Consider the following 16,337-nt stretch of genomic DNA (forward strand, 5'->3'; position numbering starts at 1 on the left):
CTGTTTAGGTTGCAGTGCCCGTAGCCTCGCGGCACAGTCTCATCATCTTCTGCACCACGGTGCTCGCATGGTTCAGCCCCATGTCGCCGGTAAAGAGCGCCTGCACGTCCGATTGGCGCACGGCGATGCCCGCTCCCTTCAGGTCGCGTCGAGCGATTTTGAAGGCCAATTGGCCGATGCGGATCCGCTCAAGCCAATGCATCGTGACGAGGTTGCGCTTGAGCCAGATGCGGCAACTCTCAACGACATGATCGACGCGCCATTCGTGCGTCAGCGCATAGGAGGCTGCAACCGTTGCCACGAGGAAGCACAGCAGATCGGCTCGTGCCCCTTCTAGTTCACCAATATCGGGTTTATTCATCTCGCTCCCTGCCTATTCTCAACGATCACCGTCTGACGCAGGTGCGGACAAAGTTCGCGACTTTCAACCGCGCGTGTCCGCGCCCTAGGCTTTACCACACAGTCCCGTTCCGACACAGGGACATCGCACCCCTCGTAATAATGCCGATCACGCACGGTGGAGTCGACCGGTCAGCAATTGAAATGTTCAATTGACTTGATCTCTGCCGTCCGCCCATTTCTCGCCCGAGAAAATCGATTCACCCGCCTTGGCGCAGGCGACCGGGCCCCATCGATCGTCGCATCTCCGCGAGCCTCCCGCCGCTTGGAAATAAAGTCCACGGGCTCCGGCATCGAGGCTGCAGAACACGCGCATCCGATTTCGATTGCTCTGATCAAACAGGGGCACATCCTCCGAACGGTTTTTTTGAGATAGAATACTGTATAAATATACAGTATTTCGATCAACCGATTCCACCATGTCCGCCCTGCCTCAACACATCGAGTCGATTCATCCCAGTTTGTGGAAGGCCGACAAACTGGCGCGCGCCTACGGCAAGACGATCGACACCGGCTACGCCGCCCTGTCGGCCGAACTGCCCGGTGGCGGCTGGCCGATCGGCGCACTAGTGGAGTTGCTGGTCCAGCAACCCGGGATCGGAGAGATGAGGTTGCTCAAGCCCGCACTGGTGGCCGCAAGTCAGCGCCCGGTCGCGCTGCTGCAGGCGCCGCATGTACCGAACAGCGTGGCGTTCGCATACCTGGGCTTGCCGCTGGACAAACTCATGCTACTGCGGGCGCCGAAGACGGCGGATGCGCTCTGGTGCGCCGAGCGCGTGCTGAACGCCCGAAGTTGCGGTGCGCTGCTCTTCTGGCAGCAGCACATCCGATCTGAAGCCTTGAGGCGATTGCATCTGGCGGCCCAAGCAACAGAGACCCTACTGATTCTGGTTCGACCGCTCGCCGCCGCCCAGGATTCGTCGCCGGCAACTTTACGGCTGGGGGTGCGGCCCGCCGACGGCGGAATCGTCGTCGATGTCATCAAGCGACGAGGTCCAACCCGAACCGACTCACTGTCCATCCACCTCCAACCGACTCCGATTCTGCTCAGCCCTCATGGCCGTGTTCGTCGCCATCTTCCTGCCCCGGCTTTCGCTGGAGGTCTTCCGTCCGAGATGGTCATCACCGACTGAACACGGCTGTGTGGTGCTCGAGCGTGACAAGGTGATCGTGCTCGATCAGGCAGCCAGAGATGCAGGGGTGATGGTAGGGATGAAGCGCGGTGGCGTCACGACACTGACGGCCGACGCATTGATGTATGACCGTAGCCCCGCGCGCGAGCTCGATGTGCAACGTGAAGTCGCTTTCGCGCTGCTGCGCTTCTCGCCTCAGGTCGCCGTGCGCGAAGAAGAAACCATCGTCGTCGACGTGACGGCAAGTCTTCGACTCTTCGGCGGCATCGTGCACGTCTGTCGACAGATTCGGGAGACGGTTAAAGCCATCGGCGTCACCGCCCGCATGAGCGTCGCGCCTACGGGTCAAGGCGCGTGGCTGCTCGCCAAACGCGGTCGCCGGCGCGTGCTCAAGATGACATCGCTCGAACGCTTTCTCGGCGAGTTGCCCTTCATGGTCGTCCCCGAGGTCCGGTCCTTCGGCGACTGGTTTAACGGCCTCGGTTGCCGAGTGCTCAACGATATTCGACGCCTGCCGCGTGCAGGTCTCAAAAAGAGGTGTGGCGTGGATTTACTGGATTCTCTTGACCGCGCCTACGGCCTGTCGCCCGAGCTTTACGAATGGCTTGAGCTACCGCCCTCCTTCAGCGCGCGCACCGAGCTGCCCGATCGCGTCGAGCACGCCGAGGCCATTCTGTTTTCCGCACGGCGACTGATCGTGCAGCTGTGTGGCTGGTTGAGCGCGCAGCAGCTCGCGCTCACGCAGGCGACCATCACGCTCGAGCACGAGCGCGGCCGCCAGGCCATCGAGCCGACGGTCATCGAGATTGCACTCGCGGAACCCACATGGCACGAGGAACACCTTGTTCGCCTGCTCAAGGAGCGGCTCGGGCGCGTCGAACTCGAAGCGGCCGTCATTGCGCTCCGACTCACGGCATCGAAAGTACAGCCCGCTGAGCCGCCTAGCGACTCGCTCTTTCCGGACCCGGGTGGTTCCGCGCAAGATCACAACCTCCTCCTCGAACTGCTGGTTGCTCGCTTGGGTGCGGAGAATGTGCTGCGGCCAGCGCCGACATCGGATCATCGACCCGAGCAGGCGAATCAATGGGTTCCGGTCCAGGATACGGCCAAAGCGTGCACAGCCCCGGCCGAATTGCCCCGTCCGACATGGATGCTTGACGCGCCCGTGCGACTGATGATCAAGAATCACCGACCGTTCTACGGATCCCCGCTCAAGCTGGTTTCGACGGGCGAGCGGATCGAAGCGGGCTGGCACGACGGAGCGCTGGTCACGCGCGACTACTATGTCGCGGAAGCCACCGATAAAAGCTGTTACTGGATCTACCGCGAACGACCGAGCGTGACGACCGAGGAAGTCCGCTGGTTCCTCCACGGTCTGTTCGGATAGTCGGTGTTGCCGTGGATCTTTTCTCGTCGGCCTTGCCCAATTATGCTGAGCTTTTCGCGTTCACGAATTTTTCGTTCTTGCACGGTGCGTCGCACGGCGAAGAGCTCGTGCTGCGCGCGTCCCAACTCGGCTACTCAGGCCTGGCGATCACGGACGAGTGCTCGCTCGCAGGTGTCGTTCGTGCTCACGTCCAGGCCAAGGAAGAAAAGCTGCCGCTGATCATCGGTTCCTACTTCCGTCTCGTTCATGCGGACAAAAGCTCGGCGTTCGGACTGATCCTGCTCGCTCAAAACCGCAATGGGTACGGCAACCTGTCCGAACTGATCACGCTCGGACGCATGCGTGCCGCGAAGGGCACCTACCTGCTCACGCCGCACGACCTGTCGAAGCCCGAGAAAGGGCACGCGCATCTACGCGGCATGCCGGATTGCCTGGCGATCCTGGTGCCGGACTTTCCTGCGAAGGAAGATGCGCTGTCCGCGCAGGTCGAATGGCTCAACGAGACGTTTCCCGCTCGTGCATGGGTGGGCCTGATTCTGCATCAACGCGCGATGGATGACATTCATCGCGGCAGCGTCGAATACATCGCCGAACAGCACCGCGTGCCCGTGGTCGCACTCGGCAATGTGGTGATGCATGTGCGCTCGCGAAAGCCCCTGCAGGACACGATGACCGCGATCCGCATCGGCAAGCCGGTGGCCGAGTGTGGATACGAGCTCGCGCCCAATGCCGAGCAGCACCTTCGTTCTCGCCTGCGCCTCGCCAATCTGTACCCTGCACACGCGCTCGCCCAGACGCTCAACATCCTCGAGCGCTGCACATTCTCGTTGGACGAACTGCGCTACGAATATCCCGACGAGCTCGTGCCGGACGGTTTCACCCATGAAGCGTATCTGCGGCAGGAGACCTACATCGGCGCGCATAAGCGCTTTCCAGCCGGCGTTCCGCATGAGGTTCAGCAACAGATCGAGCATGAGCTACAGCTCATCCGCGAGATGCGCTATGAAGCGTACTTCCTCACGGTCTATGACATCGTGCGCTTCGCGCGAAACCAGCACATCCTGTGTCAAGGCCGTGGGTCCGCGGCCAATAGCGCGGTCTGCTACTGCCTGGGCGTCACCGAAGTCGATCCGTCGCGTGGCAACATGTTGTTCGAGCGCTTCATCAGCAAGGAGCGCGGCGAGCCGCCCGACATCGATGTCGACTTCGAGCATCAGCGGCGGGAGGAGGTCATTCAGTACATTTATCGCAAGTACGGCCGCGACCGCGCGGCGATTGCGGCTGCTGTCTCGACCTATCGCCCTCGCGGGGCGCTGCGCGAAACAGGCAAGGCGCTCGGCATCGATCCGCAGATCGTCGACAAAGTCGCCAAGTCACACCAATGGTTCGATCACTCGCAGGATCTGCTACGTCGTTTCGAAGAGACCGGACTCGATCCGACGAATCCGCTCATCACCATGTGGGCGAAACTGGCGGCGGAAATTCTGAATTTTCCACGGCACCTGTCGCAGCACTCGGGCGGCTTCGTCATCAGCCGAGGCAAGCTCACCCGGCTCGTACCCGTCGAGAATGCCGCGATGGCGGATCGAAGCGCGATCCAGTGGGACAAGGACGACCTCGAAGCCCTCGGACTTCTCAAAATCGACGTGCTCGCGCTCGGCATGCTCTCGGCGATCCGCCGCACGCTGGACATCGTCTCCGAGCAGCGCGGTGAGCGCTTCGAGATGCAGGACATCCCGTCGGAAGATCCCGCAACCTACGAGATGATTTCCCAAGCCGATACGGTGGGTGTGTTTCAGATCGAGTCGCGCGCACAGATGAGCATGTTGCCGCGCATGCAACCGCGAACGTTCTACGACCTCGTCATCGAAGTCGCCATCGTGCGTCCTGGTCCGATTCAGGGCGGCGCTGTTCATCCCTATCTGCGGCGACGCCAGAAGATCGAACCCGTGACCTATCCGAGTGCGGAATTGGAAACGGCGCTCGGTCGTACGCTCGGCGTGCCGATTTTTCAGGAGCAGGTGATGCAGGTGGCGATCCTGGCTGCGGGCTTCACACCGGGCGAGGCAGACCAACTGCGCCGCGCGATGGCCGCGTGGAAACGCAAGGGTGGCCTGCAGCAATATTACGATCGCATCGTCAACGGCATGCGCGAGCGCGGCTATGAACTTGCATTTGCCGAAGCCATCTTCGAGCAGATAAAGGGCTTCGGCGAATACGGCTTTCCGGAAAGTCATGCGGCCAGCTTCGCGCTGCTGGTCTATGCGAGCAGTTGGCTCAAGTGCCACGAACCCGCCGCCTTCCTTGCTGCCATGCTGAATTCGCAGCCGATGGGCTTTTACTCGCCCTCGCAGCTTGTGCAAGACGCAAAGCGTCATGGCGTCGAAGTCGTACCGATCGACGTCACGATCAGCGGTTGGGACTCGGTGCTTGAGCAACGCACCGATCGTGCAGAGCCCGTTGTGCGTCTCGGACTGTCGTTGCTCAAGGGCATGCGTGACGGCGCTGCAGAGCGCATCGAGAACGCGCGCGCCGTAAAGCCCTTCGTGAGCGTCAGTGATCTGGCACGCCGAGCGCAGCTCGATCGGCACGATCTGCAGGTGTTGGCGGCGTCGAACGCGTTACAGTCGCTTGCCGGCAATCGACGTGAAGCGCTTTGGCAGTCGGTTGCAGCCGTGCCTGATCGTGACATCCTCGCCGACAGCCGGGTCGACGACGAGACGCCCGAACTCGGCGCGCCGTCTGAGGCTGAAGACATCGTCAGCGACTACAACGCCGCAGGGTTGACCTTGGGGCGCCATCCTCTTTCACTCTTGCGCCCGACACTGCTCGAACAACGACTCATGCCCGCTTCTACGCTTCGGAGTTATCGAAACGGCCGACTTGCACGCGGCTGTGGGCTAGTCACAGTGAGGCAGAGGCCGGGCACAGCCAAGGGCGTGATGTTCGTGACGCTAGAGGACGAGACAGGCAACGTCAATGTGATCATCTGGCCGTCGCTCCTTGAGAAGCAACGGAAGGAAGCGTTGGGTGCCGCGCTCCTTGCCGTGTACGGCACGTGGCAATGCGAAGGCGAGGTCCGCCACCTCGTCGCTCAGCGGCTCGTCGACATGTCACATCTTCTGGGCGGACTCACGACCGTCAGCCGGAATTTCTGCTGAATCAGGCGTCGAGGAAACCCTTCACAACGTATGAAGACGATCACGCTGAGAGACCGAGATCAACTCTCTATTCCGCGGAACGCTGCGCCAAAACTTTGGACTCGCTGGACGCAGTCTTCCGAGGCTTCTTCGGACGCGCTGGAGCTGGCGACGCCGCGTTACCCTCACCGACCTCACTCACTTTCTTGACAGTTTTCGGTTTCTTCGCAGCGCTCTTGGGTTCATCGACGGCTCCGGCCGCCTTATTGGCAACTCTATCGCGAGCTTTCGTTCCGGCATTCTCGCTGGACTTCTTGCTGGCTTTAGCCTTGCCGTTACCGGCCAGCTCAGCGGTATTCTTCGCGGCCTTCCCTGCGACGCTCTTGCCCGTCTTCGACGTCTTCTGGTCCTTTGCGACCACGGCAACATCGGGCTCTGAGGACACATCCAGCGATGGCTGGATGCTTTCCGCCTGAAGCTGCGCGATGGCCTCGCGCCAGTAGTGGTCGTCGCGGCCGTGCGCGCCGCCTTCGGCTTCCCACAAGAGATAGGCGCGTGTTCGAATATGCTCTTCGGCTAAGGCAAGGTTGGACGTGGGTAGCATTCCGACTCCGAGGACAAAATTATCAGCGCGACCTTAACAGGTTGCCTCCTGGCGCTCAACTCGCGATATTCCGAATGACGCTGTTAGCGGCTCGGTCTGCGGTAGGCGCTCCGATGTCGGATGAGGCCGTGCCTTTCTTTGCGTTTGTCCAGAAGAATAGCCAAATTGTGGTCCACATCGGCGTAGTCTGGATTGATGGCAACGTATCGCACGTAGCCTTGCTTGGCCTCGTTGTGCGGCGGTCGTTGCCGCCAGCGAGAAGCCCATGAAAAGACTGGGCTGGTACGTGCCTTGCACAACGCTTTGATCCACGGAGGCCCTATGCCACACGCTGCAATCTTCGATATCGACGGGACACTAATTGACTCGGTCGATCTCCACGCGCTCGCCTGGCATGAGGCTTTCGCTCATTTCGGACATGAAGTCAGCTTCGAACAGGCGCGCAGTCAAATCGGTAAGGGCGGAGATAAACTGATGCCGGTCTTTCTGTCTGACGCCCAGCTGCGGGACCATGGCAAACAGCTCGAATCCTGGAGGGGAACGCATTTCAAGGCAAATTACCTGTCGATGGTGCGACCTTTCGCAGCGGTGCCCGAACTTCTTAAAAAACTGCGCGAGGCCGGGGTGAAACTTGCCGTCGCCTCATCAGCGAAGAAGGATGAACTCGAGGTGTATCTCAAGATCGCTGCCATCGCTGATTTACTCGACGTGACGGTCTCCTCGGAGGACGTCGAGCAATCGAAACCTGCACCGGATGTGTTCAAGGTCGCCCTGCAAAAGCTCGAAGTGTCGCCCGACGGCGCGATCGTGATTGGCGATTCACCCTACGACGCGCAAGCGGCGTCGAAGACGGGCTTGCACACGATCGGCCTTCTTTCTGGAGCGTTTCCCGAACAGTCACTGCGAGACGCCGGCTGCGTTGCAGTTTATCCCGGGCCCGCCGGTCTGCTTGCGAATCTCGCCCGTTCGCCGTTATTAGTTTGATCGTTCTGGCTGAGTTAAATCGTGAGCGAACTTCAGAGACACCGATCAGCGCTTTGCGCTATGATTTTTCTTCTTGGCGGCTGTGTTGCCAGTGGAATGCCGTACACCGGAAGGCACTTGAGTCCAACAGAGTGTCGTGACTTGGCTGCGCTTCGGAGCAACACGTCCCCTACGATGGCGCAACACCAAAGCGAACTGGGCGCATTGCGCAAAGCGGGCTACGACCCGTCGCCGTGGTACGACGATCCGTATTACCCCGATGACTTACAAGCGGCCCAACGGCTCGTCGACTATTGGTTCCAAACGGAATGTCAGCAAATCCCGCCGGGATAACAAAGAAGGGTAGTCGGGACCCTATTTCAGAAGTTTGGCAGCGGCCGACGTGAGTTGGATCGCAGCGGCGTTTTTGACCGCAATGCTCCTGCGGCGGCTCGAATCTTTTGCGCAGCATCGCTCGGACAGAGACACTAGCGGGCAATCCAAGTTTGTGCGGGCGCAACGCTCAGAACCCGACACCTACTCCAACGCCCCCTCCGGACCCGAAGCCGCCGGTACCCACACCCACGCCCACTCCAACCCTCGGACCCGGCGCGGGACCATATGCGGGATCGCTGTAACCATACGGCGGAGCGGCGACGCATCCAGAGAAGGCCGCTGCGAGTGTCAAAATGCTGAGAAGTCTGAGCATGATCGTCTCCCGTGCAGAGACTGTGCAGCAAAACCTGATCCCGTTTGCGGACGGTTGTTCTCAGGAACCTTGGCCAGTAAAGTTCGATAAAAGCTGACCTCAGCGTAATAGACCTTGCCAAGCAATCTAAACCAGAAGGAGCTTTCTCTCCTCCTCGTGCATCGCTCATCGCCCTTTCTCGTGCGGCTTCAGTCTGCAGAAGCCGAGCGATCGCGGCAGTGTCGCGGGCCGACGCAGTTGCTCGTTCATCTGTAGTCTAGCGCACGTCCCGGTGACTCGGCAGATCTATTCTCGGGCGTCAAGGCGGGCGAGACGCTCACAACTCCGGATTTCGATTAAGTCGACTGAAGAAAAAATCCCGGGGATAGGCCCCGGGATTGTCGAAAAGTACCGGTCGCGGTCAAGCCGCTTCCGCAAAAAGGCTCAGCTGCTGCCGGTCATGACCCAACATCGCGTCATGCTCCGTATCGCTGATTGCACCCGACACGAGATGCGCGTCCAGGTCGGCTGGCGTCAGGTTCAGTCGCTGCGCAAGCCTCGTGAAGTACTGCCCGCGCTTGGCCATGTCCTGATACCTCTGGGCCATGCCGGTCGGCAATTTCACGATGCCCTCGTTCAGCCAGAAATGCGCTGAATCAATCGTGTCGCGATGCTGCGCGTCCAGCATGAAGGCAGTGTCGTATGTGCAGGTGACGAACAGGCACGCCGCTTCCGCATCCACCTCGAACTGCAAGGCTTCCTGGAAATAGACGGTCTGCTCACCGCCCGTCGTCCTCGCATATCGCCCGGGCCGACCAGGATGCCGGTACGGGTTCCACTGTTCTGCATCGAACGAGCGCAATCCGGTCGCTGGCGCCTCCTTGTCGTACTGACCAACTGGATACCAGCCGTGCAGGACGATATCCGTCTTTGGAAGCGGTTCAAGCGTCGGGATCGGATAGCGACGCCCCAACACATTGACGTCGTGCCAGACCGCAAGCGCGGGGAACGCGTGCGCCGCGTAGTGATGCATCGACAGAAAGAAATCGATCCCCACCAACTGCTGCGGCGTCACGAACTCGAACTGCGGCTCGCACAGCAGCCGATTGTCTTCCGTATCCGGAATCGATCCGTTCGCCAGTGCCCCGGAATGGGCTTCCGCGCGGTCGCGCTCGGCCGCGTCGATACTGCAGAGTTTCTTGAGCAGATCGACACGCGTCAGGTAGCTGTACGTGTCTGCCTGGATGCGCGTGTAGCCCGCATCGCTCAGCGAGCGCCCCACCAACTCCCGACGCGACATATCCCACTGGATCGCGAGCAGATAGTTGCGAAAGGCGTTAAGCGGCCGCAGATGCCCGTATTGCTCATCCTCGATCATGGCCTCAAGCGACTTGTCACGGTCGCCCGAGACACAACAGAAAGCGCACCCGAACCTGCTTTCGCAAGATGCCCGCGCACCCGACTCCCCCACTACGACGCCGCACGTTCCTCCGTTGCCAGCTCGGTAGATCTCCGACAGCTGGTGGATCGTTGCTGGCAGCAACGGCGAACCAAACGGCATACTTCCCGGATCGGCTAACAACGCGAGCATCGTCCAAATATCGTCGGACGACCAGTCGGCCAGGGGACTAAGCGTGAGCCCACCGCCTCGATTCCGGACCGCAACGTCGGCGGTGTCTTCGCGCTCTGCCATCGCCAAGGATCGCGATGCACTTTCGTCCTTGCGCAGACCAAGCACCGTGATGACCTCGCGAGCGCCGTCAGTTGCCGCGCGGCGCTCGAGCAAAGTTCGCAGGCGCCCTCCCGGCCTCACCTTCCATTCGTCCGCGCACGCACGCATGCGTCTACCATCGCGCACACCGTTTTCCGGCGTGCGGACCAGCGTTCCCCGTCCGATTGTCGAAACAACGAACTGACTGGCGAGCGACGGCTTTGTTACGTGAATCGCGACCGGCATCGCCGTCTCCTCGATGTACAACTACAGTTCATCGAGGACCAAGTGCAGGAAGTTGGCGATCGTCGGGTTTTCAATACGGATAAGGGTGTGCAGATGGACACTGCTCAATGCCTTGTCAGATAAAGCGATCTCGAAAACAGCGGTGTCCATCCCATCGGCCCGACTGATGGACAATTCTCGTGGAAATTGTCCATCAGAATGCAGGCATGGGACGTTATCGGCTTCGCCCGCGAAGCGGCAACACCGTCTCTCCGGTAAGCTTTGCGAGGGATTTCTTCGTCTCAAACAGCTCAACGAGCAGGGAGGCTTCTCGAGCAAGGGCCTCTTCCCAGAGCAGGCGATATTTGCTTGCTGACATTCGAGCCGACGCGAGCTGCTCCTTGGCTTCCCCCTTCGGCTTAGCCTGGTCAGCGGCCGCGTGGTCGATTGCTTCGATCAGATCTTTGAAGATGGGTCGAGACTTCTTGATACTCCCCTTTCCCCGGCCAGCTTCTAGGGCAACGGCATCGTTCGAGATTCGCGTTCCCTTCGGGACTGACGCCGGGGTGCCGTTTTTCAGACGTTCGAGCGCCTTGAAGTAGTCATTGAGTGTCTCAGACACGGTCTGAACCCCTATTGGCAATTTCGAGGCAACGCTTTCGCGCCGCTACCATCGAATCCAAGTCGTCCTTCTCGAGGTGATAGGTGATCGATGATTGTTCGAGGGAGTTGACCAGGTGTTGCTGCTGATCGATGGCCCGATTAAGCTTCGACAGCTTGATTACGATGTTCTTGCAATCCTCCAGGCACAGCACGCCCATCATTCTCAGGCCAGCCTTGTCGCACTCACCGACTTTGACGCAACCTCCGAACGGGGTTGCCTTGTAGGCAGTTAATCCCTTCTGAAACTGTTTGAGCGTTATGGCTCGATCAACAATCTGGCCACGATTTTTCTTCTGCTGTTCGAATATCCCAGCAGCACCAAACAGAGGTTCATCGGCGAATACTACGTCCCGAAGGAACGCCATTGCTTCTGACACCGGCTTGGCGTCGCGCCAGTCCTTACAAATGTGTTCTTTGTAGTCTGTCGGATCGTTCTCAATGAAGTTCTTGGCGAACACCGAACCTTTCGAGTAGTAAAGTGACATTTCCCGCGTGATATGTTGCAACTGTCGGCGTAACGACGGGAGCGACACCAGGCCGCTACGTTGTGCGTACAAGGCAAGCGACCGCCGGAATTGATGTGATCTCAGCGACCATGCCTGACCGACACCGTAATCCGGGTCATCTCCCCAGGCGCGGTGCGGGTCGATTTCTTCCAATTCCCGGAGGTCCCCTTCATTGATGACAGGGCGCAACCGCTTCAATAGCTGCGCGAACGGCGGGCTGGTCAATCGGTTGTCAGAAGTCAGGTACGCATCCTGAGTCACCACTTGATATGTCTGCCTACCAGCGAACTCCAGGTACGATGTCGCGACAAACAACGGATACCTGCTGATTCGCTCGTCGGCTTGGTGTGGAGTATCTCCGATTACCTCGTATATTGCTGTAGCGACACGACGAGCTATGTCAACGGCCCGAGCGCCCTCTTTGCTGGTCACCCACTGCGTTCGACGAATGCGTCCGTTCTCGAATTTCGTTGTTCGGCCACCCAGAAAATAATGCGTTGCCCCCGGTCGCTTTTCCGCCGACAAGCAGTGGTAAGGAAGCATCTGGGCTTCGCTGTGTCTCATTCCGGTGTACGCCTGAACCGTAAGGCGGCAAACGGTCTGGATATTTGAAAGACCACTGGATACTCCGTGCATCGTCGGGGTGATTCCTTTCTCGCGAAAGTATTCAGTCAGCCCATACTCGGCCAGCATCGACCCTACATCACAAAAAGATTTTCGATCTCCACCAGGGATCGACCGCAACGCCGCCAAGCGTGCGACCAAAGCGAGGTAGCAATCGGAAATCACGTCGAAGTTGTTTAACTCAGTATTCAGCGCGGTCAGCACGGACGAATAGACCCGGGTCGGCATCGGCGGCGTCTGCCTGTTTGCCGGGAAATCGCTGACACGCTTTTGCAGCGTTGCGAATAACTCCGCACACCCGAGAGTAAAGCCCAAATCTGTTTCCGGGTTCATCGCCATGAACACACCCATGAGCCTGGCAACCTTGGTGACCGCCGTTTTGGTATCTAACGATGAACAGAAATCTTCGAGTAGGGTTGACGAACTCCAAAAATCCTCGTATCCAATTTCATGCTTCTCACTGTATTGGCCCATGAGGCGGAGGACACTCAGGGACTCGGTCAACGAGGAGAAACTAAGCGAGGCGCCTCTCTTTTTGTAGATCAACAACGCCATAAATCGCTGCATGTCCGCGACGATTCCGGATCTCAACCTCGACATACGTTGACGCATGGGTCGGTCGATTCTGGATGTTGTCTTCTGCCAATAGTCGAAACACAGCCACCTGGGCCGCCCGTCAGGGTCGTACGGGGTCCAGTTCCAGTAAATGTCGGCGAGAGTCGACGCCGCAACCCCGTTCGCATACCGACTGACAACGAAATCGTCCGGGGGCGCCAACCCGGTGGAGGCTACGTCCCATTCATCCGGTAATGCAGCGTTTTCCGGGATATCTAACTTAGCCTGAAACATACGACTCATACGATCACCTCTAGTTCGTTGAGCAAAGCCCACTTCTCCGCCCAATAGGCATCGAGTTGGCCGTACTCCTCGACTTCATTCTCAATCTGGGCGACGATCAAGGCCATCCCGTCAAACTCCTTGACCTGATCAAGCAGTGACGCAATTCGGCGGAGGACAGGCTCGAAATAGGCCTCCGCACCTGGCAGATACGTCGCCTGTTGAACAACAAAGGCGCAGCTCACCAGTTTTCTAATGTCAGGGGCGTCGGCATGTACACGGTGCTTGTCGCAGAAGAGGCACCCCTCTTGCCGACCGCAATCTGGCGCCACGGGGACATCTTCGGAAATCGAATGAGGAGAGCCAAACGCCGCGCAGGTACCAAGATGCCCGTGCGTGCCGCCATCTACCGTTTCGTCGGCTTGTAGCACTATCCGCTTGTTCAGGGCAGACTCTTCAATCCTCGTCAAAAACGTCGAGATTTCTTCATGGTGAGCGGACTTGCTACCAGCGGTGTAGTGGCGCCTCGAGGTTTCTTCCGAATGGCCCATGATCGTGGCTGCGACTGAGAAATCATCGTTGCGTACGTGGTAATCCTGTTTTGCTGCACGCAACTGCCGGTTCCTGATCAGCGGGATATTTGGGCCTAGTCTCCGCAACGACGCATAGAAGGATTCAAACCCCCTTACTGTCAACGGCTTCGGTGCGCTTCGGTTCTGATTACCGAGATTGAAGAACAACGTGGCGGCCTCACGACCGTTCAGCAGGTAACTGCGGATCTCAATGAATTTCACGAACAACGGCAGGAACTTGTTTCGGATTACGACGGATACCATTTTTCCGCCGGCGCGCCACTTTATCTCTCTAAACCCTTGTTGTGATGCCCCCACTTTGTACTCTGCGCCCCAGGAGAGGGCAAACGCGACCGACGCATTCATGCCCGTCTGACCGAGGAACAGGACCACGAATGCATGATGAGCCCGCATTGCCGCGGCGAGTCGTTCCGGATGTCGGGGATTCCGGTTTGCCTCGGCGAGTCGATTGCGCGCGTGCCGGATGGCAGTATTCGCCTTGGAAAAAGAACTGAACTGCGTGCGAATTTCCTGGATTGTGGCGAGTCGGCCATTTTCGAAATCATAGGCAGCATACGTGCTGCCGCCGGTGGCCCTGTTCTCAATCCTGCCCACAGAGACCGACCAGGCTCGCAGCGGAAATAACCACACGTAATCGCGCTTCCAGTCGAGAGACTTCGGAACCGCCATTCTGTAGGGGAATTCGCGCTGGGTGAGAACCAGATCTGTATGCCCGTGGAAAATTGCATCACATAGCCCCTCCAGTCGCCCGAGATCATATTCAGACGGTGGTACAGTACGCGCGTCATCGGGACGAGCAATGTCGATCAGCCGAACGCCTCGATGAATGTCATGGAGGCCCGTGAACCGCTCCATCAACCTCAGATTCGCAAATTGCCGAGAGGCTGCGGTTCTTTGCGTAATTTGGTTCGTATCAAGTCGATGCCTCAAATAGTCCACGTACGCTCGGAACCCAACGTAGGTTGCATCCCCACCGCTGAGAATATCTGAATGCCCGCTCTCATCGGCCCAATCCATCAGGTTGATCCACAATCCCACCCATCCGTGAACCGTCGAATTGGTGAATCCGCCGTCCAGAAGAAGGCTGGAAACGAATTCAATAAAGCGGCCTATCAGCCGTGTACGAGTCAGGTCAAGTGATCCTAGGTCCACCTCCCGCGCCTGTCGAGCACGTCGATTGCGCGGCTCCACGCTACCTTGGCGGCGCATGTAGCAAAGCGCCCCTACGTCCTTGGCCATGCCGTCGAATACAAGGACCGCGCGCTCCGGATGAAGGACCGACATCCCTTTGGCCAGCGGGACTGAGTGTCGCTCTGTCGGTCTTGCCCAAAATTGCACGCCGCCATTCGAAACTGATTTACGCTTCTGCATTGAGTGCTCCCCGCCACGCTTTCTCGATCAAATCGCGAAAATAAGCCTCGTGTCCGTCTACAGCTGCATAGACCGTTGCTTGGTTCGACCTGAAGTTCAAGTACAGGTCAGTCGTGGCGGAGCTTTCGTGGCCCATCCGCACACGGACGAAATCTCGCGCCTGAGACAGCGTCTTCTCGTTCCGTTCAACCGCTGCTAGTTGAACATCAGTGAGGTTCATTCCATAAGTCGCGCGCAAGTCGTGCGGTTTGTAGTGGAAGTCCCGCGCGTGGCGTTGGCGAACCCACGGGATCACCCGGTCACGAATGAACATGCGAAGAGCCTGACCTCGCTCCCGGTACCGCCTGTCGAAATCTGGATCGAAGCGTAGGCTCTCAGCCTTCTGCTGGTAGTAAGGGGACCCCTGCTGCGTCAGGAAAAGATATTGGTCATCGTTGTTGCCGCCCTTCGCCCGGCTACGGCGCGCAGCTGCCCGATCGGAGAACGCATACTTCCGGAGCATCTCGTACACCCAGCGAGGAATATGGATCGTAAGCTGCTTATTGTTTTTCGTGTCTATCCCAGTTCCAGGGCCGGCCTTACACCGAAATTCTCGCGCTGAATCCGGTAGTTCATTGCGCACGTCCGCGACTCGAAGTGTCAGCGCCGTCTGAATTCTGGCTCCGGACGTCACCACAAGCAGATGGATCAACAGCATCTCAGGATTCTGAAGGCCGGCCAGTGCCTCGAACAGCCATTCCTGTTCGTTTTGAGGTAGGGGCCGCAATCGTTCGCCATCGCTAATGCAGCCATCGTATGGATCAAGCTGCTTCGGCGCGCGAATACTCACGTCCGTTACGTTCACCCGTTTGCTGATCGACAGTCCACGAGCATCCTTGAACGTCAAATACTGGTCTCGATCTTCCCAGAGCGGATTCTCCGGCACGAGCATCCCCTCGGCGACCAAAAACCGATAGAAGCCAATCACCGATCCCATGGTTCTTTTGGCCGTTGCGGGCGCCGTCTTCCGTTGAAGAATGCGGTTCTTGAGATAACCATGGAACCGATAGGTCGGCCGCTGCAACTTGAAACGGGGAAACGCAAGGTAATCGACCTCGAATTCCTCGAGAAACCTCATAAAAATCGACAGATCCTCTGCAATACTCTGGAACGTTGTCATGTCTGGGTTCAGATGTGCCTGACATCGAGCGAGGATATAAATCGTAGCCGCGTCCCATAGAACACCACGGCTATCCAGAACGAGCGGGAGAAGGTTGTAATTGAACTTGACCCACTTCGGATAGCCGCCGTGAGAGTCGACGGCCTTGGCGACTTCCCGCATGTGATAGGTTTGTTCGGCCCGCTGCGCACCTGCGGGGATAACGCGTTTTATGCCGAGAGGATCTGCTGCGTCGCACGTTTCAGTCAGGATGAAAGCCGGCAGAACCGCACATTTGATCGGCGGGTTCAGCATGCGGCCACCGGACTGTACGTGGCCATGATTGGCAGGAACG

The 16,337-nt window shown here is 58.7% G+C and carries 12 protein-coding genes; 5 read left to right on the forward strand and 7 right to left on the reverse strand.

Annotated elements, in window-relative coordinates; all coding sequences use genetic code 11:
• Positions 1 to 4: 4 nt before the first annotated feature.
• Positions 5 to 361: a hypothetical protein gene (locus AWB80_RS20420; RefSeq protein WP_061176477.1), complete on the reverse strand. Its 357-nt coding sequence runs from the start codon at positions 359 to 361 to the stop codon at positions 5 to 7.
• A gap of 457 nt (positions 362 to 818) precedes the next feature.
• On the opposite strand from AWB80_RS20420, the gene imuA reads away from it, so the two are divergent.
• Genes imuA through AWB80_RS20435 form a run of 3 tightly spaced genes read left to right on the forward strand, consistent with a single transcriptional unit; the run spans position 819 to position 6,080 of the window.
• Complete coding sequence (gene imuA / locus AWB80_RS20425; RefSeq protein ID WP_061176478.1) at positions 819 to 1,532, forward strand: translesion DNA synthesis-associated protein ImuA; 714 nt, start codon at positions 819 to 821, stop codon at positions 1,530 to 1,532.
• On the forward strand, positions 1,456 to 2,919 hold the full coding sequence (locus tag AWB80_RS20430) for a Y-family DNA polymerase (protein WP_087131445.1): 1,464 nt from the start codon (positions 1,456 to 1,458) through the stop codon (positions 2,917 to 2,919). Before imuA ends, AWB80_RS20430 begins: the two co-directional genes overlap by 77 nt.
• 11 nt (positions 2,920 to 2,930) lie before the next feature.
• The gene (locus AWB80_RS20435; protein ID WP_061176479.1) at positions 2,931 to 6,080 is read left to right on the forward strand and encodes an error-prone DNA polymerase; all 3,150 of its coding nucleotides are present in this window, start codon (positions 2,931 to 2,933) and stop codon (positions 6,078 to 6,080) included.
• Positions 6,081 to 6,147: 67 nt separating this feature from the next.
• Here AWB80_RS20435 and AWB80_RS20440 read toward each other — a convergent pair whose 3' ends face one another.
• A complete protein-coding gene (locus tag AWB80_RS20440; RefSeq protein WP_061176480.1) occupies positions 6,148 to 6,663 on the reverse strand; it encodes a DUF2934 domain-containing protein in 516 nt (171 codons plus the stop codon).
• A gap of 321 nt (positions 6,664 to 6,984) precedes the next feature.
• On the opposite strand from AWB80_RS20440, the gene AWB80_RS20450 reads away from it, so the two are divergent.
• Both AWB80_RS20450 and AWB80_RS20455 read left to right on the forward strand, forming a co-directional pair.
• Positions 6,985 to 7,647 carry an HAD family hydrolase gene (locus AWB80_RS20450; protein WP_061176481.1) on the forward strand — a complete coding sequence of 221 codons (663 nt, stop codon included), beginning with the start codon at positions 6,985 to 6,987 and terminating at the stop codon, positions 7,645 to 7,647.
• 21 nt (positions 7,648 to 7,668) lie between these two features.
• Positions 7,669 to 7,980, forward strand: coding sequence for a DUF4148 domain-containing protein (locus AWB80_RS20455; RefSeq protein ID WP_061176482.1), 312 nt, complete (start codon positions 7,669 to 7,671; stop codon positions 7,978 to 7,980).
• A 755-nt stretch (positions 7,981 to 8,735) separates the two neighbouring features.
• On the opposite strand, the gene AWB80_RS20465 is transcribed toward AWB80_RS20455, so the two are convergent.
• From AWB80_RS20465 to AWB80_RS20485, 5 genes are all read right to left on the reverse strand, one after another.
• Positions 8,736 to 10,271: a phosphoadenosine phosphosulfate reductase domain-containing protein gene (locus tag AWB80_RS20465; protein ID WP_244206620.1), complete on the reverse strand. Its 1,536-nt coding sequence runs from the start codon at positions 10,269 to 10,271 to the stop codon at positions 8,736 to 8,738.
• Positions 10,272 to 10,485: 214 nt separating this feature from the next.
• The gene (locus tag AWB80_RS20470) at positions 10,486 to 10,872 is read right to left on the reverse strand and encodes a hypothetical protein (protein WP_061176484.1); all 387 of its coding nucleotides are present in this window, start codon (positions 10,870 to 10,872) and stop codon (positions 10,486 to 10,488) included.
• Positions 10,865 to 12,901: a hypothetical protein gene (locus AWB80_RS20475; RefSeq protein ID WP_143328095.1), complete on the reverse strand. Its 2,037-nt coding sequence runs from the start codon at positions 12,899 to 12,901 to the stop codon at positions 10,865 to 10,867. Before AWB80_RS20475 ends, AWB80_RS20470 begins: the two co-directional genes overlap by 8 nt.
• A complete protein-coding gene (locus AWB80_RS20480; RefSeq protein ID WP_143328096.1) occupies positions 12,898 to 14,844 on the reverse strand; it encodes a hypothetical protein in 1,947 nt (648 codons plus the stop codon). The genes AWB80_RS20475 and AWB80_RS20480 overlap by 4 nt, the downstream gene beginning before the upstream one ends.
• Entirely contained in the window at positions 14,831 to 16,297 is a 1,467-nt protein-coding gene (locus AWB80_RS20485) for a tyrosine-type recombinase/integrase (RefSeq protein ID WP_061176487.1), read from the reverse strand. Before AWB80_RS20485 ends, AWB80_RS20480 begins: the two co-directional genes overlap by 14 nt.
• Positions 16,298 to 16,337: the final 40 nt, after the last annotated feature.

Origin of the sequence: Caballeronia pedi (genome assembly GCF_001544915.2) — a bacterium.
Lineage (GTDB): Bacteria > Pseudomonadota > Gammaproteobacteria > Burkholderiales > Burkholderiaceae > Caballeronia > Caballeronia pedi.